This is a genomic window from Rhizobium ruizarguesonis, from assembly GCF_017357285.1.
Classification (GTDB): Bacteria; Pseudomonadota; Alphaproteobacteria; order Rhizobiales; family Rhizobiaceae; genus Rhizobium; species Rhizobium ruizarguesonis.
The window spans coordinates 503570-524118 of the sequence record NZ_CP071680.1; the positions used below are offsets into that span (position 1 = coordinate 503570).

21 protein-coding genes and 1 pseudogene are annotated in these 20549 nt (G+C 59.9%); 5 read left to right on the forward strand and 17 right to left on the reverse strand.

Annotated elements, in window-relative coordinates; all coding sequences use genetic code 11:
- Positions 1-24 precede the first annotated feature (24 nt).
- Genes J3P73_RS30450 through J3P73_RS30460 form a run of 3 tightly spaced genes read left to right on the forward strand, consistent with a single transcriptional unit; the run spans position 25 to position 1784 of the window.
- Positions 25-846 carry a bifunctional allantoicase/(S)-ureidoglycine aminohydrolase gene (locus tag J3P73_RS30450; protein ID WP_207580045.1) on the forward strand — a complete coding sequence of 274 codons (822 nt, stop codon included), beginning with the start codon at positions 25-27 and terminating at the stop codon, positions 844-846.
- 19 nt (positions 847-865) lie between these two features.
- A complete protein-coding gene (locus tag J3P73_RS30455) occupies positions 866-1387 on the forward strand; it encodes a GNAT family N-acetyltransferase (RefSeq protein WP_018071185.1) in 522 nt (173 codons plus the stop codon).
- 31 nt (positions 1388-1418) lie between these two features.
- Positions 1419-1784 carry a type II toxin-antitoxin system RelE/ParE family toxin gene (locus tag J3P73_RS30460; protein ID WP_020397480.1) on the forward strand — a complete coding sequence of 122 codons (366 nt, stop codon included), beginning with the start codon at positions 1419-1421 and terminating at the stop codon, positions 1782-1784.
- A 16-nt stretch (positions 1785-1800) separates the two neighbouring features.
- On the opposite strand, the gene J3P73_RS30465 is transcribed toward J3P73_RS30460, so the two are convergent.
- The 6 genes and pseudogenes from J3P73_RS30465 to mug all read right to left on the reverse strand — a co-directional run bounded on the left by J3P73_RS30465 (position 1801) and on the right by mug (position 6735).
- A complete protein-coding gene (locus tag J3P73_RS30465; protein WP_018071187.1) occupies positions 1801-2115 on the reverse strand; it encodes a helix-turn-helix domain-containing protein in 315 nt (104 codons plus the stop codon).
- 630 nt (positions 2116-2745) lie between these two features.
- Positions 2746-3086 (reverse strand): annotated as a pseudogene (locus J3P73_RS37805) (PIN domain-containing protein); the annotation flags it as partial.
- Between the two features lie 73 nt (positions 3087-3159).
- The gene (locus J3P73_RS30470) at positions 3160-3378 is read right to left on the reverse strand and encodes a hypothetical protein (RefSeq protein ID WP_003547964.1); all 219 of its coding nucleotides are present in this window, start codon (positions 3376-3378) and stop codon (positions 3160-3162) included.
- 60 nt (positions 3379-3438) lie between these two features.
- Positions 3439-4284 carry a pirin family protein gene (locus J3P73_RS30475; protein WP_018071189.1) on the reverse strand — a complete coding sequence of 282 codons (846 nt, stop codon included), beginning with the start codon at positions 4282-4284 and terminating at the stop codon, positions 3439-3441.
- Between the two features lie 95 nt (positions 4285-4379).
- Positions 4380-6140: an MOSC and FAD-binding oxidoreductase domain-containing protein gene (locus tag J3P73_RS30480; protein ID WP_024320057.1), complete on the reverse strand. Its 1761-nt coding sequence runs from the start codon at positions 6138-6140 to the stop codon at positions 4380-4382.
- A gap of 52 nt (positions 6141-6192) precedes the next feature.
- The gene (gene mug / locus J3P73_RS30485) at positions 6193-6735 is read right to left on the reverse strand and encodes a G/U mismatch-specific DNA glycosylase (protein WP_018071191.1); all 543 of its coding nucleotides are present in this window, start codon (positions 6733-6735) and stop codon (positions 6193-6195) included.
- A gap of 164 nt (positions 6736-6899) precedes the next feature.
- On the opposite strand from mug, the gene J3P73_RS30490 reads away from it, so the two are divergent.
- Both J3P73_RS30490 and J3P73_RS30495 read left to right on the forward strand, forming a co-directional pair.
- The gene (locus tag J3P73_RS30490) at positions 6900-7385 is read left to right on the forward strand and encodes a DMT family transporter (protein ID WP_018071192.1); all 486 of its coding nucleotides are present in this window, start codon (positions 6900-6902) and stop codon (positions 7383-7385) included.
- On the forward strand, positions 7382-7819 hold the full coding sequence (locus J3P73_RS30495) for a DMT family transporter (RefSeq protein ID WP_018071193.1): 438 nt from the start codon (positions 7382-7384) through the stop codon (positions 7817-7819). The genes J3P73_RS30490 and J3P73_RS30495 overlap by 4 nt, the downstream gene beginning before the upstream one ends.
- An 88-nt stretch (positions 7820-7907) precedes the next feature.
- On the opposite strand, the gene J3P73_RS30500 is transcribed toward J3P73_RS30495, so the two are convergent.
- The 11 genes from J3P73_RS30500 to J3P73_RS30550 form a co-directional block, all read right to left on the reverse strand.
- Positions 7908-9068 carry an amidase family protein gene (locus J3P73_RS30500; RefSeq protein WP_018071194.1) on the reverse strand — a complete coding sequence of 387 codons (1161 nt, stop codon included), beginning with the start codon at positions 9066-9068 and terminating at the stop codon, positions 7908-7910.
- A gap of 13 nt (positions 9069-9081) precedes the next feature.
- Complete coding sequence (locus tag J3P73_RS30505) at positions 9082-9789, reverse strand: ABC transporter ATP-binding protein (protein WP_024320058.1); 708 nt, start codon at positions 9787-9789, stop codon at positions 9082-9084.
- Positions 9782-11539: a branched-chain amino acid ABC transporter ATP-binding protein/permease gene (locus J3P73_RS30510; RefSeq protein WP_075225699.1), complete on the reverse strand. Its 1758-nt coding sequence runs from the start codon at positions 11537-11539 to the stop codon at positions 9782-9784. Before J3P73_RS30510 ends, J3P73_RS30505 begins: the two co-directional genes overlap by 8 nt.
- On the reverse strand, positions 11532-12365 hold the full coding sequence (locus tag J3P73_RS30515) for a branched-chain amino acid ABC transporter permease (protein WP_024320060.1): 834 nt from the start codon (positions 12363-12365) through the stop codon (positions 11532-11534). Before J3P73_RS30515 ends, J3P73_RS30510 begins: the two co-directional genes overlap by 8 nt.
- Positions 12366-12416: 51 nt before the next feature.
- Positions 12417-13565: a substrate-binding protein gene (locus tag J3P73_RS30520; RefSeq protein ID WP_024320061.1), complete on the reverse strand. Its 1149-nt coding sequence runs from the start codon at positions 13563-13565 to the stop codon at positions 12417-12419.
- Between the two features lie 29 nt (positions 13566-13594).
- Positions 13595-14440, reverse strand: coding sequence for a nitrilase family protein (locus J3P73_RS30525; RefSeq protein WP_018071199.1), 846 nt, complete (start codon positions 14438-14440; stop codon positions 13595-13597).
- 188 nt (positions 14441-14628) lie between these two features.
- Positions 14629-15252: an ANTAR domain-containing response regulator gene (locus J3P73_RS30530; protein ID WP_018071200.1), complete on the reverse strand. Its 624-nt coding sequence runs from the start codon at positions 15250-15252 to the stop codon at positions 14629-14631.
- A gap of 1 nt (position 15253) precedes the next feature.
- Positions 15254-16387: a transporter substrate-binding domain-containing protein gene (locus J3P73_RS30535; RefSeq protein WP_027687522.1), complete on the reverse strand. Its 1134-nt coding sequence runs from the start codon at positions 16385-16387 to the stop codon at positions 15254-15256.
- A 145-nt stretch (positions 16388-16532) separates the two neighbouring features.
- The gene (locus tag J3P73_RS30540; protein ID WP_026170828.1) at positions 16533-17981 is read right to left on the reverse strand and encodes a M20 family metallopeptidase; all 1449 of its coding nucleotides are present in this window, start codon (positions 17979-17981) and stop codon (positions 16533-16535) included.
- 134 nt (positions 17982-18115) lie between these two features.
- Positions 18116-19660: an ABC transporter substrate-binding protein gene (locus tag J3P73_RS30545; protein ID WP_018071202.1), complete on the reverse strand. Its 1545-nt coding sequence runs from the start codon at positions 19658-19660 to the stop codon at positions 18116-18118.
- 25 nt (positions 19661-19685) lie between these two features.
- Positions 19686-20549: a serine hydrolase gene (locus J3P73_RS30550; protein WP_018071203.1), complete on the reverse strand. Its 864-nt coding sequence runs from the start codon at positions 20547-20549 to the stop codon at positions 19686-19688.

Here is a 20549-nt window from a genome sequence, read left to right on the forward strand (position 1 = left end):
CCACATGCCGCGAAATCTGGACCGATGAACAATAACGACTATTATTCCAAACTCGGCGGACTGCCGCCGCAGACCGAGCTGCTTTCCAGCAAGGCCGTTTTCACCACAGCCTACGCGGTCATCCCGCGCAGCGTCATGACCGATATCGTCACCAGCGTCCTTCCTCACTGGACGGGGACACGGGCATGGGTTCTCTCCCGGCCGCTTTCCGGTTTCTCCGAGACCTTCTCGCAATATGTGATGGAGGTTCGGCCCGGCGGCGGAAGCGATCGGCCGGAGCCCAACAAGCGGGCCGAAGCGGTCCTGTTCGTCGTCGAAGGCGAGATGACCGTGGAGCTCGACGGCAACAGCCATGCGCTGCGCGCCGGTTCGTTCGCCTATCTTCCGGCGGGCTCGGTCTGGCGCCTGAAAAATAGCGGCTCGACCGCGGCAAAATTCCACTGGATTCGAAAGGCCTTTCAGGAGGTCGAGGGGCTGGAGCCGCCGCCGGCGATCTTCACGCATGAGGACCAGCATCCCATCTCGGCAATGCCCGATACCGATGGACGCTGGGGGACGACCCGGTTCATCGATCCGGCCGATGTCCGCTACGATATGCACGTGAATATCGTGACTTTGGAGCCGGGTGCCGTGATTCCCTTCATGGAGACCCATGTCATGGAGCATGGTCTCTACGTGCTGGAGGGCAAGGCCGTCTATCGGCTGAACCAGGATTGGGTCGAGGTCGAGGCCGGCGACTTCATGTGGCTGCGCTCCTTCTGCCCGCAGGCATGTTATGCCGGCGGCCCCGGCCGGTTCCGCTACCTGCTCTACAAGGACGTCAACCGTCACATGACGCTCTGGTAGGATCTGTCGCAGAGGAACGATGCAGCTCGAAACTGAACGCCTGATTTTGAGACCCTGGCGACAGCAGGATCGCAAACCCTTCGCTGCGATCAATGCCGAGCCCGACGTCGTCAGATATCTCAATCCTCTGACCGACGAACAGTCGGATGCGATGCTCGACCGCATCGACCGGCACTTCGAGGATCATGGCTGGGGGCTTTGGGCGCTGGAGGAGAAGGCAAGCGGCCAGTTGATCGGCATGTGCGGCCTCGCCAAGGTTTCGCCGGCTATGCCATTTGCCCCGGCAGTCGAAATCGGTTGGCGGCTTTCAGCGTCGCGGCACGGCGCCGGATATGCGCGCGAGGCCGCGGAACGGTCTCTCGACTTTGCGTTCAACGATTTGAAGCTTGACCGCATCGTCAGCTTCACGGTGCCCGCAAACAGCAATTCCTGGGGTTTGATGAGACGACTGGGGATGAACCGGATCGGTGAGTTCGATCATCCCAATTTGGCCGAAGGGCATCCGTTGCGCCGTCACGTCCTCTACGAGAAGGTCAGCTAGAAAGAGGGCTATCCTGAAGTGATGAGGGAAAATGTCCAAAAAAATGAATTTAGAGTACGTGAATAACTCCGCGATGAAGGCGATGAAGGCTCTCCCAAAGGAGATCGCACTCCAATTTGCGACGGACCTGCAGAGGGTACAAGAAGGCAAGAGCCCCCTGTCGGATTTTAAACATTTAAAGGGTATCGGGCAGGGCGGGGTAATCGAGTTAATCGAAAACGGCAGCCCGGCTTATCGAGCAGTCTACTGCGCCAAGTATGAAGATACGGTCTTCGTATTGCACGCATTCACCAAGACCACGAACGGGGTCGACAGGACCGCAATGAAGACGGTGGAGGAGCGCTACAAGGCCATGATGGCCGAGGTTAACGCGCGAAAGAAGCAAAAGAAGAAGTGAGACAACTGAGGCCGCGTTAGGCGGCCTCTGTCATTTCCACATCACATATGATTCTGTGATGTTCAAAGGATGGTTTGAAGCGAACGCCGAGGCGAGCCAGGTAGCCTATGAGCCGATCAGCGGAGAACAGATGAACCTTCCCTCGCATCAGCTCACTAACTCGTGGCTGTGGAATGCCTAGTGCTTCTGCCACATCTGCTTGCTTCCAACCGCGATCCTCGAAGAGATCGACGAGAGCGGAGATCAACGATGCGCGGAAGCTCAAGTCGGCGGCTTCATCCTTGTCGTCAACGAGTGACTCGAAGACGTTATCGTAGACAAGCCGTTCCATATGATAACCCCTTTATACAGGTTCCAGTATATAGGTCGAAATGACGGGACCGTCAAGCGGTTCGGTTCATCGCTTTTCACCCTGCCTAGGAAAAGCTGATGCGTCATCGCACAGTCAGCTGCACGGTGCCGGCAAACATCAAATTCTGAGGGTTATGAGACGACTGGGGATGAGGATCGGTCAGTTCAATTATCCCAATTTCGCCGAGGGGCATCGGTTGCGCGATCACGCGCTACGAACTGCGATTATCAAACGGTATTGACCCCACGCATCCAAAGCAACCGAAGAGAGCACTATCATTAATTAGCAATCGCTAGTGGCAAAAGTGGCGTAATCTATCTTATGGAACAGATGGAACTATAGGCGCTGCGTGGTTTTGGGTTATCCGCAGTCCTGTGACATTTGCCTGCTCCACGGCCGCCGTCGGGGATCTGGTTTAATGTAGGTCGAGGGACGTACGCGGCGCGCGACCGCGATGATCCAATGCGCCGGCGCTCAACATCGAGGCTGATACCTTCCATCCGTGACCAATGATTCTTTTGGTTGGTCCGGAGTGCAAGGCCGGATCCCAGGTAAGAAGGAACACGCCAGGACAAATCGGCATTGAATTTCCAAAATGGCTTATGGCAATCAAACCAGCCAGTTTTCGACCCGCAAGGCGCGAATAGGCATGAACTCGCCAACGTTCGCCGTCACTAGAACCGCTCCGAGGGCAGATGCGTGGGCGGCGATGAATAGGTCATTCGGACCGATAGGCTTGCCAGCGGCCTCCAGTTCAGCCCGGATGCCGCGGTAGCAGCATCGGCGGGCACATCCAGCGCAAGCACCGGTACCTTGCCAAGGATGGCTTCGATCTGGGCGAGTAGTTTTGGTGATCCCTTCTTGGCGCACCCGTAGCGCAACTCCGATGCCGTGATAATGCTGACGCAGATTGCATCGGGCCCAACTTCGGCGATGCGTTGGGCGACTGCCTTGTTGGTTTCCTATCTGATAGAACCGGAAGGTGCTTTGCCAACCTCGCAGCCGATCTTGTCGGTTTCTCGGTCAGGCCGTTCGTCCAAGCGTGGAAAGTGCATCCTGCAGTCTGAGCGCCGCCAATGCCTCGGTTGCCTCATCCGAAGACCATCCCGCTTCCAGCGCCGCAGACAGGACCAGCGATTCCGTTTGAAGCTCGAGCTTCTCATATAGCGGCTCGATGGCTTCGCGGGCTGTTACAACGTGCTGGTCTGGTGGGGTGATGGGTGTGGCGGCAACCGTAGGCATGAAATGCTCCTCCTATTGAACGCTAAGGTTCGAAACCCATTCAGGGCATCCTTGTTCCATTCATATCGCCTTTTCGGTCTTCGAGCGGCGATGCGAAAGATGACGACGCCACATATGGCGAAATTTCCTCCATCGCAGGAACGCGCGAATGATGATTGCCGGCGGGATCTTCTTGTGGTCGCCGACAGTCCCCTGCCTGGTGATAGATGCGTTCGGGTCGAGCAGAAACGCGACCAACGTGCTTGCACTCTGCGCCTCTACTTCGAGCTTGTCATCCGATAAATGCAGCCCCTGCTCGCCTTCGGCGAACGTCTGCCTATTGACGACAACGGAACCGCTAAAGACATAGAAATAGAGATCTCGGCCTTGTTTCTGCGGGAATTCCACCCGTACGCCCGCGTCCAGCCGCATGTCGAAGACGTCGATTGCGCTGCGGACATAGAAGGGCGCGCCCTCCCCTTCCGGCCCGACCAGGTGTCGCCACACGTTTGCCGCGGCAGCTGGCATCGGCCCGTGCTGGATCTTCGGCTCGAGATCAACCGCATAAGGGCGAACGAGGATCTGCAGCATTCGCAGAGGCGGATCGGATGCCAGCGTCTCTTCGGAATGCCAAAAGCTTGCTCCGGCATTCATCACCATCAGATGATCGCGGTCGATCACCAGTCGGCCAGCGGCTTTGTCGTCGTGACGCATGACACCTTCGGGCACCCAGGAAATAATCTCGTCATTCCTGTGCTCGTGCATGGCGATCAAGCGGCCGGGATCGAGGATGGATTCAACGACCATGGCGAGAGGGCCTTGGCCGTGATCGGTCGGCTTCGGCTTCAACCAGCCCGGCATGTTGAGATGTGCGACGAAGCCTCCCATATCCCGCACCACGAATGTTCGTTCGCCCTTGAGCAGCATCGCATCCTCCATGCTTGCAAGGCAGTGACGACACCAGGCCATTGCCGCGCCGCGCATCATGAGCAAGAATCACGGTCGGCGCGTTCGTCCAGGCATTACAAATCAATCACGATGTCGCCCTTAGGTTTTGCGCAGCAAATCAGCACATTGCCATCCGCCGGAGCATCGACAGGGTCCGGCCGGTAGCCCACACTGCCCTCCACAAGTCCGGTCTCGCAAGTGTGACAGACGCCGGTTCGGCACGACCATCGCACTGGCACGTCGCAGGCCTCGGCCAGTTCGAGCAAGCTCTGGAATGTCGGCTCCCAGCGTACATTGAGACCCGTGCGGGCAAACGACACCATCGGCCCAGAGCCTGGAAGCCCTGCCGGCAAATGTGGTGGCCGGCGGGGCGAAGCTGCTATGCCGGGGGTCATCGCAGGACCAGCGCCGAACATCTCGGTGTGGATGCGATCCGGCGCGATACCCAACGCAACAAGGCCGAGGGTCAGATCGCTCATGAAGCTCGATGGTCCGCAGACATAGACGTCGCAATCGCGCGGCAGGTTGAGCGACTTGAGCGCCTGCGCATCAAGATGGCCGCGAGCGTCAAAATCGATATCGGGCCGATCCTTGGGGTCGGGAGAGCTGTAGCAAATGTGGCTGTGATGGTGAGCGAGCGCCTTGAGCAGGCCGCGCGCCTCCTCGGCAAACGGATGTTCGCGGCCGTTGCGGGTTCCGTATAACCACCAGACTTCCCGGGTCGATGCTTTGGCGGCCAAAACATGAAGCATCGCGAGCACCGGCGTCACTCCGATCCCGGCACTCAACAGAACAACCGGCGTATCGCCTGGCCGTAATGTGAAACTGCCGCGTGCCGCACTTGCCTGCACGATGTCGCCGACCTGCAGCTCGTTGTCGATGTAGCCGCTGGCTGCGCCATGGACCTCCCGCTTGACGCTGACGCGATAATGCGTGGCGCTGGGCTCGCCCGACAGCGAATAGCTGCGCATCAGCGCCGGCGCCGAATCCCGTCCGAGCCGCAGCACCACGAACTGCCCGGGGAGTGCGGCGGCAACAGGCTGGCCATCCGCCGGTTCGAGCACGAGGGAAACCACGCTGCCGCTTTCGCGCACCTTGCGGGACACACGCAGCGGGCGGAACCCGCGCCATGCCGGAGGCAGGCCGGGAGCAGCTGTCAGCCCGGCATTTCCTGTCGTCGCGCCCTCCTTCCGCTCCTGCTTGAGCAGGGCCTCGAAAGAATGACGCCAGCCTGCGCTCAGCGCCGGGAGGCGCAGCGCGCGCTCCAACTGATCGCGCGGGTGACCCGGCATATAAAGCAGCGCGTTGATCTCGAAAACGCTCATACCCTCAGGCCCGGACGCCACCTTCGTGATCTCGTCGCCGGACTGCACTTCCCCTTCCTCCAGCACACGGAAATAGAAACCAGGTCGACCATGTTTGACCACCAGTGCGGCCATCTCCGGCTCGTCCATGCGTATGCCGAGCCGGTAGCAGGTGACGCGCGGTTGCGTCACCTCGAACAAAGCGCCGCCGATCCGGTAACGGTCTCCAATGCAGACCTCTGCATCCGGCAACCCATCGACGGTGAAATTCTCGCCGAACTGTCCGTAAACGAAGTCGTCTCGGCGCAATTCCTCCTGCCAGTACCGATAGGAATCGATCTGATAGACAAAGACTGCGCGGCGTTCGCCGCCGTGGCCAGCCAGATCGCCCTGTCCATCGCCGTCCACGTTCAGGCGCCGCACCATACGCGGGCCGTCGACCGGCGTCTTCCAAATGGCAGTGTTGACGATCTTGCCTTGCCAGGTGACGTCGCGTGGCAGGCCCACATTGACCGAAAGCAAGCGTACCATGACATTTCTCCCGAATGACGATGATCGCAATTTCGAGATCGACGCAGGATGACTACAGCGTCAATCTCAGTTCGAGATAGTGTTCGGTCAAAGTCGTCAAGGTGAAGGCTCTGTTGAGGCCGCTCGGATTTGGCAACAGCCAGACGCACGCGCCGGCAAATTCCTCGGGCTGCCGACCCCATTCAACATTGGCTCGAAGACTGATAGCCGCGTATGCCGCCTTTCCAAGAAAGGCCAGATTGGCTGGCGCAAACTTTCGTATCTTGTTTTCCAGGACGGGCGCGGCGCTGAGATAATCCTGCCTCTTGAGCTCGCTTGCGCTTTTCGTGGGGCGTGAAACCGCCGATGTCAGACCACAGCCATATTGCAATAGCGCGCGCTCTTCATCGGCCCGCAGCAGACGCGGTGTAAATCCAGCCAGATGCAATACCCGCCAAAAACGGTTGCTCGGGTTCGAGAAATTATGCCCGTCGCGAACGGCAGATAGAGCCGGATTCAATCCGCAGAAAACCACGGAAAGGCCAGGAGCGAGGATTTCCGACAATCCGGCTTTCGGCATCGTGGAGGCGTCTGGACCATCGAGTTCCGCGGACATGGCATCATCTTGCATTATGGGACATCGCTCGAATTTAGCCTGTCAAATACACCAACCATGCGTCGATCGGACGGTGCTAATCATCTTGCTGAAAATGCCGATGAATGGCCTTAGTGGCAATTTGAAAAATATCGGGCGCAATCGATTCTTTGACGGGATCTACAATGACCACCGAAGCAGCGCGTAATTCGCATCCCATCTATTTCATCGGAGCTTTTGCCACGGGTGGGCTCCTGACGTTCATGGTGCACCTCAATGGGGAGTTGGCCCGTTATGGGAATCCCCTGTTCTCATCGTGGACCGCTCACGGCACAGGCATCATAGCAGCCGTCGTTCTTCTCCTGGTGGTCCACCGCCGACGCACGCCGAGGCCAGAAAAAGCCCCTAGCGCGCCTTGGTGGGCTTACTTCGGTGGGATATCCGGCGCGGCAACGGTCATTCTGACTTCGACCGCGGTCAACTCACCGCTCGGGCTCTCCGGCACGTTGGCTTTGGGTTTGGCAGGCCAGGTCGCTTTCAGCGTCGCGGCCGACAGTTGGGGATTGTTTGGTCTGCCAAAGCGGCATCCGGATACGCAAGACATCGTAGCACTCGGCTTGGTCGTCACGGGGGCTGCACTCATTATCCTGTTTGGCCGAGGTGCGGCGTGACGGTGTTCATTCTCCTGGCTTGCCTGGGCGGTGTGCTCGTCGGCCTCAGTCGTCAGCTCAATGGGCGGTTGAGCATATCCACCACGCCGCTGATCGCATCTTTCTGGAATCATGCCATAGGCTTTGCTGTCCTCACCTGCCTTGGTCTCTTTGCCGGGGGCCTGCTCCCTGCGGGCGCTGCCGAGGCGCCTTGGTATGCCTATCTGGGCGGCTCGATCGGCGTTATTTTCGTGGCGGCGGGCAGTTGGGTCATTGCCCGAATAGGTGCGGTTAATTCGGCTCTGCTGATCATCGGCGGCCAGATGGTAACAGGGGTAGCGTTTGATTATATCAGCGCCGTTCCAGCGTCATTTTGGGCGAACGCGGCCGGAATTGTTCTCATCGTCGGCGGAATGATGATCAGCCGCCGACGCAAAGCCGGCGGCTCGCAATAGCCAAGCGCTGCGTTGCTATTCTGGTGCCATCGCTGGCCGAACAATTTCATCGGCCGGTCGCAAGCCACGGGACGGCCGCATTTTCTCTTCACTCAGCCCTTAGTCGCCGGGCGACATTCATAAGCATCCTGTCGGCGCTCCTTGCGCCCAACAAGGAAAGCGAAACGTTTCCCGCACAATTGACAATGGGAAAAGCCAGTTGCGGGCAGCCGCTAAGGCCTGAGAGACACAGAAGCTTGATGCAGGCGGAACGAAATACGGCGAAGCTTTCCGGTTCAGCATCGCGCCTTGGCGGGCTCTTGGCCAAGGTCGGAAGAGCGACAATCACGTTTTCGCAGAGCAATCGGTCGATCTGCTGGGAAAACAGGGCGGCGATCCTGCGTGCCTCGCGCACCTCCTCGTCCTCCACGCGAGATCCTGACAGAAGACGCTCAGCAATATCGGGCGCGATGGCTTCAGGGCTCCGCTCGAAAAGTGCTTTATTGCTTTCCCAGGCTTCTCTTTGCAGGATGGTGATGAACGCCAAAGCAAGATCCGCGAGGCTGAACGAGGCGATCGCATCGGTCCTGCGAATAGGCATGGCCACTGATTGGAGGCTGGCGATCATCTCGTCGGCGACCGCGTCGTCGATGGTTTCGAAGACATTCTCGGCAATGAGAATAGATGGCGGTCGGTCATTTGCCGCGGGCATGCCGACGGCGCTCATCACCGCGGCCATTGGTTCCAGGCTTCTCGTCATGAAGCCCGGCACATCAAAGCTTGGCGCCAGCGGACGCAATGTGTTGTTGTCGAGGTTTCCATGTGTCGGCCGCCAGCCGATGAGGCCGTTGACGGCGGCGGGCAGCCGGATGGAGCCGGACGTATCTGTTCCAAGGCCGATATCCGCCAGGCCAGCGGCAACCGCGACGGCCGAGCCCGACGACGATCCGCCGGGGATGAGGTCGGGATCGCGCGGATTGATCGGCATTCCGAAATGGATGTTGCCGCCGATCAGGGAATAGGCGAGCTCATCCGTATTGGTTTTGCCGACGAAACAGGCGCCGGCATCGAGCAGCGTCTGGACCAGGGGCGCCGTCGATGTCTTGATGCCGGAGGCTGCGAGCACCGCGGCATTGCCGGCTGCGGTCGGATAGCCGGCAACGTCGAAAAGGTCCTTGACCGCCAGGCGAAGGCCGGAAAGCCGGCCGATGGCCGCGTGCCCGACATCCGCATCCGGATAGGGCATGAAAGCGTTCCATGGGTCTCGCACTTGCCCCGGCTCCCTAGATCTTCAGATGTTGCAGCACACGGCTGCGACTATCTGGACCATTGGGGCTTTCGTCTTCGATCGCCCCCAGTTTGAGAATGGCCCAGCGGTCTGCCACCGAAAGGGCGAAATCCAGGTTCTGTTCGACCAGCAGAATGGTCGTGCCGCGCCTTTCGCGGTCGGCCCTTAATGCTTTGGCGATGTTCTGAACGACGGAGGGCTGCAGGCCTTCGGAGATTTCGTCGATCAACAGTAGTTTTGGCCGCAGCATCAGTGCCCGCGCGAGGATCAGCATTTTCTGCTCCCCGCCCGACAAGGTGCCGGCCTTCTGTGCGAGCCGGTCTTTGAGGAAAGGGAAATAACCGTAAACCCGCTCCAGGGCGGATGCCAGATCCCGATCGCCCTTCAGCGCGAGGCGCAGATTGTCGCGGATGGAGAGATCCTGAAACAACGGCAATTCCTGAGGGGCATAGCCGATGCCGGAAGCGATCAACTCGGCGGGTTTCCTGTCGGTGATGACAGCACCGTCGACCTCGATCTTGCCTTTGCCGACACGCAGGAAGCCAAGGATCGTCTTCAGCAGGGTCGTTTTCCCCATGCCGTTCTTGCCCATGAGGGCGAAGATTTCGCCCGGCCGGATGGCGAGCGACACGCCATTGACGACATCGACCGCGCCATACCCGCTCGATACGGCGCTGAGCTTGAGTTTGAACGCGTCAGCCATGGGCGCCTCCTGCGTAGATGGTGCGAACCGTTTCGGAATTGACCACGTCATTCACCGTGCCGTCGAGAACGAGCTTGCCCTGGTGGAGAACCACGATGCGGCTCGATATGTCGCGCACGAAATCCAGATCGTGTTCGACCAGGATGGCGGCGAAACCCATCTCGTCCGTCAGCTTCTTGAGGATGGTTCCGATGGTCATGCGCTCGGTCTTGGTAAGACCCGCAGTCGGCTCGTCGAGAAGAATGATGCGTGGTTCCAGAGCGACGACCATCGCCAGTTCGAGGGCCTGCCTTTGACCGTGCGACAGCAGCGACACCGGCTTGTCCAGCATGTCAGCCATGCCGGTGAGCGTCAGGATCTCGGCCGCAGCGGCCGGCAGCATGATCTCGGCGAGCGATCGCATCGGGTCGGGCCTCTCGCGGCTGAAACGCGCCATCTTGAGGCATTCGCCGATGGTCATGCTGTCGAAGATGCTGGCGACCTGGAATTTTCGGCCGACGCCGAGGGCGACGATCCGTTCGGGTGCACGACCGGCAATATTCGTGCCGATGATATCCACTTGACCTTCGATCTGCTGGGTACCGTCTGACAGACAACGCATCAGCGTGGTCTTGCCGGCGCCGTTCGGGCCGACCAGGCTGACGAGTTCTCCGGCGCCGATTTCAAGGTCGATGCCCTTGAGGACGGAAAAGCTGCCATAGGACTTGCCGAGACCGCGGATCGACAACAGGCTTTTGCCTGCCAATGCACCATCCTTGGCGACGATACGCGTCGGCAAGGATTTCAGAGTGCTGCTGGAGTTCGCCGACTGCAGGGATCGCGTCAGCAGGGAGGCGAGGCCGCCCGGCAAAAGGATGATCATGGCGACGAAGAGCGCACCGATGATCAGTTGCCACAGGAAGGGCAGATCGCCCGAAAGACTGGCGCTCAGGTAATCGATGCCGATTGCGCCGAACAAGGGTCCGATGATCGTTCCCCGGCCACCGAGCGCCGTCCAGACGACGAGTTCGGTTCCGAATACGAAACCGGTGTTTTCAGGCGCGACGACACCGGAGGCGTTGGCATAAAGGAAGCCTGCCAGGCCGCATACGCCGGCGAGAACGCCTGTCAGGACGATCTTCAGCCGAGCGGGGTTCATGCCGAGATAGGCGATGCGGGCTTCGTTGTCGCGGATTGCGACGAGCAGACGGCCGGCGTCCGACCGGACGAAGACGATGGCAAGAACGGCCAAGACCAGCAGGCACGCGCCCGACAGGCGGAAATAGCCGGGAAGCCCGAGCGGGAGGGTTTCGTAACCGACGAGGCCGCTCGAGGAACCGGTCCAGGTACCGCCTGAAAAGATGAGCTGTGTGATGACGATCGGCACGACGAGTGAGATCACGGTGGCATAGAGCGCTGTCGATCCGTGATAGAACGACAGCCAGCCGACGGCGAGACCAAGCGCGAGCGGAACGAGCACGGCGGCGGCAAGGGCGACGACGAAAAGCGCCGGGCTTGCGCCGATATGGGTGAGAACCATGGCGGTGGCATAGGCGCCCACGCCAAAGAATGCCGCCTGCCCGAAGGTGAGAACACCCGTATAGCCCCAAAGCAAGTCGACGGTGATCGCCAGCATGGCGTAGATCATCGAACGCGTCAGTACGTTGAGGCTGAAGCGACCGAGAAACATCGGCCCGAAGACGATCAGCAGGAGAGCTGTGAGCGCCAGCGCCAGAAGAAGGACAAGCCGGAGTTTTTGTCTGTCAGGCACGGGCAAATCCCTTCGGACGTATGCGCAGTGTGATTGCGCAGAGGACGGCTACGGTGATGCCGCCGAGGATTGGACTGAAATAGGTGCTGACGAGCACCTGAGCGGCCCCGAAGATGAGACAGGCGGCAGCAAGCGCGGCGAAAGAAGAGCCTGCGACCATCACCAGCATGAAGGCGCCTGTCAGCCAGGCGACGCCCATATTGGGATCGACGCTGGTCAGCGGCGCGAGCAGCACGCCGGCAAGGGCGGCAAGGCCCGTGCCGATCATGAAGGTCGCGAGCCGAACCTTTTCGGTATCGATACCGAGTCCGCGCGCCAGCGTTTCATTCATGATGACCGCCCGAGCGGAAAGACCAAGCCTTGTCCCATCGAGCAGCAAGGTGAAGCCGAGCCCCATACCGACGGCGGCGACAATGGCGAAAAGACGGTAGGCCGAGTAGCCAGTCCCAAAGAGATCGAAGGTGCCGGGCAGCAGCGCCGGCGTGAACTGGACATCACGGCCGAACCAGAGCGTGATCAGCTGGCCGATGACGATGCCAAGGCCCCAGGTTGCAAGAATGGCGTCGAGCGGGCGGCGATAGAGAGGCCGCACGATGAACCGTTCGGCAACACCGCCGAGGATCGCGCCGACGAGAAACGCGAAGGGAATGGCAAGCCACGGATTGAGGCCGAACCCGCTGACGACGACAGCGCAGTAGGCCCCGATGGTCAGCCATGCGCCATGCGCGAAATTGATGATCTTCAGCACGCCGAAGATCGCAAGCAGCCCGGCGGCAACGATGAAGAGAATGGCCGCAGTGCTGACAATATCGAGAAAGAGCGTCATTTCTAGAACTCCGATGCTGGAGGCGGGGCGCCCTGCCCCGCCACGCTGGTTTCAGAGATTCGGGCACTGATCGCCGGGATTGACGTCCTTGAAGCTATCGACGACTGCAACGCTGCCGCCGTCCTTGACCTGGCCAAGATACATCGTCAGCGGCGCATGGTGCTGCTTGTTCATGGAGATCTTGCCGCGCGGACCGGTGAAGGACACGTCAGGAAGGGCTTTGAGCACGTCCGCCGTATCGGTGCTGCCGGCCTTTTCGACGGCTGCCTTGTAAAGGTAGATCGCTTCATATTGGGGCACGGAAAGATCGTTCGGCGTGCGCAATTCCTTGCCGAACTTCTTGTCCATGGCCGAGAGAAAAGCCTTGTTTTCCGGGCTGTCGATGCCGGTGACGTAGGATGCGGAGAGGAAGATGTCCTTGGCATCCGCGCCCATGCTCTTGGCGGTGCCTTCGTCGACCGCGAGATTGCCGTAAGGCAGGGTGACGCCAGACGAGCGCAACTGCTTGGTCAAGGTCACGTTCGGTGCGCCGCCGGCCGTCGAGGTGATAATGGCATCGGCGCCGGAGGAGCGGACCTTGGAGATGATGGCCGTCCAGTCGCTGCCATCCATCGGCAGATATTCTTCGCCGACGATCTGAGCGCCGGCCTTTTCGATATAGCCCTTGGCGAAGGTCAGCATGCCGCGTCCGAAAGCGTAATCCGAACCGATCAGGAAGAACTTCTTTGCGCCCTGTTTGCTGATGAAATTGTCGACGACAGGCGGCACCTGCTGTTCCGGAACCCAGGCATCGACGAAAAGATTGGCATTGCAGGATTTGCCTTCATAGAAGGACGTGTAGATGTATGGCACGTCACCCTTGGAAATGATCGGCAGCCCGGCATTGCGCGCAGCACTCGTCTCCATCGAGATGACGACGTTCACCTCCTTCTGGAAAACCAGGGAATCGAAGGCCTTTTGCGCGCCGGCCGCCCCTGATGCATCGTCGGCGATCTCAAGCTCCAATGGCCGCCCGAGCACGCCGCCTTTGGCATTGATTTCTTCGACGGCGAGCTCCGCAGCTTGGACGACGGACGGCGCGACCACGCTGTTTGCGCCTGACAGCCCCACGGGTACGCCGATTTTGATCGGGTCTTCGGCGAAAGCTGCGGTGGCGAATGCTGCAGATGCCAGTGTAAGAATTATGGTTTTCATTTGCATTTTGTTCCCCTTTCTTGAGTGGGTCGATGTTACCCGTAGACATCGGCTCGGCGGTCGCCGAGCAGATGATTGAAGCTGTTGAGTGTGCGGGTTTCCGTCACGCTCGACAGATCGATTTGCGCCAGGAGGATTTCCTCGCGATCGGCACTGGCCGGACCAGATATCGGCCAGCCCTGCGGGCCGACGATCAGGCTGCGGCCGATGAAGGACTGGCCGCGCTCGACGCCGATCCGATCGGCGCAGACGATGTAGAGGCCATTGGTGTGGGCCGCCGCCTTGTGGAGGATATTGGCCATCGGCTCGGCAATACTTTCCGCACCGGCCATCGGTACCCAGTTCGTGGGCACGCAGACCAGTTCGGCGCCGGCCAGCGCCAACTGACGAAACGTTTCCGGAAACCAGCCGTCGTAGCAGATGGCAATGCCGATACGGCCGAAGGGCAGGTCGAATACCGGCAGCCCGAGATCGCCTTTTCTGAAAAGACGGTTTTCGTTGTTCCACAGATGAAGCTTACGGTATTTGCCGATATATCCCCCGGGACCGCAAAGAAGAGCGCTGTTGTAAAACCGGTCGCCATCCTGCTCGGCAACGCCGCTGACGATGTAAAGGCCAAGCTCCTTGGCAAGGCGGCAGAGCGTCTCGGCACTCGGGCCGCCGGGTACCGGGCCGGCCAATGCGGCGACCTCGTCGCCGTCACGGAAGCTATAGCCGCTATCGGCCAGTTCCGGCAGAACGACGATCTCCGCGCCCCTGGTCTTTGCCGACCTCACCAGCCGCTCGATAGCCGCGAGATTACCGGCGCGATCACCGACGATCGGTTCGAATTGGACGGTTGCGACGGTTACCGTCCGTGCGGCTGAGGTCTTGACGGTCAATCTTGTCTCCAAACGCAAAAAACCTCTGGCACGGAATTCAATCCGTGAACCAGAGGCTACATAGCCATGATGTGAATGCGGCAGCCCTGCCGCCGAGCAAACCTGCTCGTTGTCTTTAGGCTTGCACGAAAGAATGTGACCGTCAAGCGGCTTTAGCAGGCATCTTCAGGGCGCACAGGTTCGGCGACCTAAGGTTGAGTTTCTGCGCCGATGGAAAGTCCGAGGCTTTTCATCGTGTCTTGCGCGGCAATTATGGATTCGGCGATCGTCGCCATCGGAACGCGCTTCGACGTCGCCTGATCGCGCAAGAGCTTATAGGCCGCCTCCTCGTCGAGACCATTCATGACCCGCAGCGCCGAAACGGCTTTTTCGACCAGCCGGCGACTTTTCAAGGTTTCCTCGAGTTTCTGCACCTTGCCGGCGAGCCGTTTTTCGTAGCTATGCCGATAGCGTGCAAGCGCAAATTGCGTCAGGATGCCGAGCGGCCGCAACGGTTTGCTGATAACGCCGTGAGCGTTGAGATCGATGATCGCCTGGAGCGCTGTCGGGCTCTCATATGTGACGATCGCGATGATCGCCGTCTGCTGGAGGTCGATAATCTGCAGCGCGTGCTCGACATGCACATCCTCGACATGCAGGAAGACGGTGTCTACGTCGGGAGGCAAAGCTGGCGGAAGCGGCCAAGTGGCCCGAACCTCGCAGCCAAGGCGCTTGAGATGGGCGATCAACACGTCGCCGTCCTCGTCGCGCGGATGGACGACCAGAACGCGTGCACGCCGCAGATCCTGAACGATCCTGCTCGGTCCCGCCATCTCAGGCCTCCAGCCAAACGTCTTCGAACCGCGACGCCGTCAGGTACGGGTCCGGCCGGATCGGGCCAGGCGCCTGCCAGGCAATGTCGAAAAGCCCATCGGCCCGCGCCACGCCGATGCGGGGATGCAACCAGAGATGACGGGTATCGGCGTCGAAGTTGATCCGGCCTTCCGGAGCCAGAAAATCTTCCAGGAGAATTTCTTCGGAAATGCGATGGGTCTCGAGCGAGCCGGCCCGGGCAAGCGCGCGGGCAAAAAGGTGAACCTGCGCATAGGCCGGCTGCGACCAGACGCTCGTGGTGAACTCCTGGCCGAAACGGGCTTTGAATGCTCCCACGAAGCGCTCATTTGCCTCGTTCTCGACCGTCTGGAAATAGGTCGCCGAGAGAATATGGCCGGTGCAAGCGTCGGCTCCGATCTCGCGAATCTCGCTCTCGGCCATGGTCAGACTGGCAATCGGAACCCGCGTTCGATCGATTCCGGCCTCGGCATACATGCGGTAAAAACGCTGCGCCGGCCGGCCGATGATTGTCGAGAAAATGGCATCAGGCTTGAGACGAACGATATCGGAAATAACCGAACGCAAGGTTTGTTCGTCGGCATGAAGAGGAAGATATCGCTCGCTGACGACTTCACCGCCCTTTGCCTCTACCACATCGCGCATGACCCGATTGGATTCGCGCGGATAAATATAATCCGCACCGACGAAGAAGATCCGGCGTCCATGGTGGCGGAGAAGGTATTCTGCGAGCGCGAAAGTATTCTGATTAAGGGTGGCGCCGGTATAGACCACATTTTCCGAATATTCGAAACCTTCATACATCGACGGATAAAACAGCAGTCCGTTGTGCCGCTCGACGATCGGCAGCACCGCCTTTCGGCTGGCTGACATCGACGCACCGAAAATGATGTTGACGTCGTCATCGGCCAGAAGGCGCCGTGCCAGATTGCGATAGGCGGTTTGATCGCCGCCCGGATCATAGGCAATCGGAACGATGGGCTTGCCAAGCACGCCCCCCGCCGCATTGACTTCCTCGATCGCAAGTGCGGTGCCAAGAAAGTGCTCGGTTTCCGTAATTTCGCTAATTCCGCTTCTGGAAAACAGCACTCCCACCCGCCATTCGGAGCTTGTCATCTTTGCCTTTTCCGACGTGTTGGAGGTTCGAAAGCGGTGAATGCCTCAGTTCCGCGCTTTCGACTTCCATACCCTTAGTGCTTTTTCATGGGATCCTGCAAGCGGGTGCGATGCAGGTCGCTCTCACAGCAGACTGAGACGGGAACTACCGACTGTGAGCCGTTGCAGGCATCACATCGTCGGGGATCGGGCACACATAGGCTTTGCCGCTGGTCTTTTCCCGCCACTCTGCCGTCGCGGCTGCCAGGAGGTCGGATGACGACATCAAGGCGAGACCCGTGGTCGCAAGCGTCTTGGCCGCATGCGCCATGGCTTTGTGCGCGGCCGGGCTCTTTCCCTGCGCGACGACCTGCCAGGTGTGGGGATTGGTGCCGATCGCCCAGGCTGGCGCCCAGCATTGCGCGGTCGGCGTCACCCAGCTGACGTCGCCGACATCGGTCGATCCGGCCCGGAAATGCGATTGTCCCTCGAAATCGCGCAGACCGGTGTGCAAGGGCGTCGAGCCATCGACCTTGGCGTTGGAGAATACGTCGCCCTTGATCTGGTAGAGGCGGATGCTGCTCCTGATCGCTTCCTGCGAGAAGGTTTCCTGGATCTTCCGGGCGAAGGCCATGTCGGCATCGTCGAAGGCTATCGGCCCGAGCGTGACCATGTTCTCGTGCATTGCCGTTTCGAGCGTGATGTTGGGAAGAAGGTTCGTCGAGGCGGTGTCGAACACGATCTCGACCGCGGTTTCGGTCATCATCGCCGCACCTCGTGCAACTTTCTCGACGCGCCCTGCAAGCTCAAGCGCCTGTGGCATGTCAGGCGCCCTGATCAGATAGAGAACCTCGGCGCTGGCCTGCACGACATTGGCGGCCCTGCCGCCGGTGTCGGTGATCGCGTAGTGAACGCGACAATCCTGCGGCATGTGTTCACGCAGGAAATTGACGCCGACATTCATGAGTTCGACCGCATCGAGCGCCGAACGGCCGAGATGGGCGCTGTTGGCAGCATGTGCCGCGACACCCCTGAAGCGATAGTAATATTCGAGAACGGCAAGATTGTTCGTTGAACGAACACCGTTGAACGGAGCCGGATGCCAGGTCAGGGCGGCATCGACGTCATCGAATGCGCCGGCGCGAACCATGAAGGTCTTGCCGGAGCCGCCCTCCTCCCCCGGGCAGCCGTAATAGCGCACCGTTCCGGGCAGGTTGTTCGCCTTGAGGTGGCCGGCAAGCGCAACCGCCGCCATCAGCGATCCGACGCCAAGCAGATTGTGCCCGCAGCCGTGACCGGTTGCTCCCGCCGCCTCGGGAAGAGGCTCGGCCACGTCGGCGGTCTGGCTCATTCCGGCCAGGGCATCGAATTCGCCGAGGAAAGCAATCACCGGCTTGCCGCTGCCGGATTCGCCGATGAAGGCCGTTTCCATGTCTGCGACGCCGCGGCGCACGGCAAAGCCGTTTTCCTCGAGTGTCCTAGCCAGCGATTGCGACGAGCGCCGCTCCTCGAACTTCAACTCCGCGAAATCCCAGATACTGTCGCTGAGAGCGATATAATCCGGCTTCATCTTTTCGATCGTCGCGGCAATGGAGCCGATCGCGTCAAGATTCATGGCATTTCCTCGCTGTCTGTCCTGCCGCCACAGGGACGTGTTGCACCGGATCCGGCAGGATTGCCTGCCGGATCTCCTGTTGACTGTCGAAGCGGGATGGCGGCGCCCGACCTACCGGGCCCGGCAGTTCAGGCTCAATTGTCGAGCGAAACTTCCCAAAGACGGGCATTCGATTGCCAGACGGGCTGGCCCTTCAGCTTCTTGGTCGCGCCCCAGACATCGACCATGTCATAGAGGAAGATGCCCGGCATTTCCTTGAGCATCAGCGTGTGAAACTCGTCGAACATCGCCTGACGCTTTGTCTGGTCGGCTTCCGCATAGGCGGCCTTCATCAACTCGACGGCCTTCGGGTCATCCCACATCAAAGAAGCGTTCTTGTCCTTGTTACCGACATAGAAGCCGTACATCAGCGCCGGATCGAGCCGCGGTGCGACCGATTGCGAGATGATCTGGTAGTTGCCGGACCGGCGGCGATCGACCTGCGTCGCATAGTCGAGCACCTCGATCTGCACATTGAGACCTGCCTGCTGCATCATGGCCTGCGCCATCACCGCGGCCGGGAAGCTTGGCACGTTGCTGCGCTTGTTGGCGATGATGGTAATCGGCTCGCCCTTATAGCCGGCCGTCGCAAGCTCTTTCTTCGCGGCCTCGATGTCGTAGGGCAGACGCTCCTTCTGGACATCGTCGAAATAGAGCGAGTCTTGCGAAACCATCGAACCGTTGGCTGCGCCGGTGCCATTGGAGGCGGCCTCGACGAGCTGGTCGAGATCGAGTGCCATCGCCATGGCGCGACGCACGCCGGGATTGCTCAGAACCTTGTCGCGCGTCTGGATGTAGAAGAGGTTTTTGCCGTTGTTGCGCGCCACGATCAGCTGCATCGTGTCGCTCGTCTTGAATTCGGGAATGAGATCCGGCGAAATCTCGGCGGTGTCGAGCACGCCGGACTGAAGGCCGGCCTTTACGGTCGAAGCATCGGGAATGACCATGAACTTGATGCCATCGACGAGAGGGCGCTTGGAACCGACCATGCCGTCGGGCTTGCCGTCATTCTCTGGCGAGACATAATCGTCGAACTTGGCGAGATGGATATACTCGCCCTTCTTCCATTCATCCCATTTGAAGGGACCGGTGCCGATCGGCTTGATGAAGCTTCCGTCCGCGCCGACCGATTCCGGGGAAATCATCCCGGTGTAACCGCATTCCGGGCGCGACATCAGGCCAAGGAAAACTGCGGATGGCTTTTCCAGCGTGATGCTGACTGTGGAAGCATCGACTGCCTTGACCCCCGTAACATGCACGCTGCCGCTGCCGTCGAAGTCGGGAAGGCAGGTCCATTTCGTTTCGGGCTTGAGATAACGGTTCCAGTTCCACACGACGTCATCGGCGGTCAATGTCTTGCCGTTGTGGAATTTGACGTCGTCACGCAGTTTGAAGCTGTAGTTCAGCCCATCGGCCGAGACTTCAAAACTCTTTGCCAGCAGCGGCTTGACCTCGCCGTTGTTGGCATAGCCGACGAGCCCCTCGACGATATGCAGGATGACGCCATCGGTATTGCCGTCGCGATTGACGCCCGGATTGTTGCTGCGCAGATCGGAACTTTGAGCCACGACGATGTCGCGGGCGTTGACCACGCCGGTCATCGCCATCAACATGGTGCCTGCAAGAAGAAGCTTGTGCATTGTTCTACCCTCTTTTTATGGATTGTTAGGATCGGAGTTCATCCCAGCAGGCGCGCGAAAGCCTGCCGATGGTTTCAAGCGCGACCGTGTAGCCAGGGGTGCCGTCCGGCATTTCCTGCGGCACCTCGTCGGTATAGGCGGCGATGATGTAGAAGGGGGAACCCTCGCGATAGACGATACCGGCATTCATGCGGCCGCGCTTTCCTGTGCCGCCCTTGTGGGCGACGAGCACACCGAAGGGTAGCCGGGAGGGAATGGCATAACGCAGGATCTGGTTCTTCAGGGTTTGAAGCGCGTAAGCGCTGAGCGCCTGCGAGCAGCCGAGCCGGTCTGCGGCTTCCCGCGAATCCTGCGCATCCAGGATGGTCTGCAGCAGATAGACCTGATCCCGCGCCGTCGTCGTGGTGACGGCCTTCAATGAATGATCGGGCGACAGCGCCAAGGGAGGGATGAGGAAGCGATGGTTGGTGCCCGTCATGCCGATCGACTTGCAATAGCTGTCGACCTCTTCGAGCGTCAGCCTTTCGAAGACCATCTTGGTGCAGACATTGTCGCTCAGCACCATCATGCCGGTGATGGCATCGCGCAGCGATATGACGATACCAGGCGTCAGATAGCGGAACATCCCGCTCGCCACTTCCTCAGCGAAACGTTTTTCGTAGGTGATCTGTTCGTCCAGGTCCAGGCGGCCTTCATGGGCGGCCTTCAGGGCCGCCATCATGATCGAGGTCTTTCGGGTGCTGGCGGAAGGGGTTTCCTCGTCCGCGCCTCTGCCGATCGTTTCGCCGCTGCCAAGTGCACGCACCATGAAGCGCGTCACGAACGGCTGGGTATCGCAGATCGCGTTCAATCGCTCCGCGAGCTTTGCGGATTCAATCATCGTCGTCAT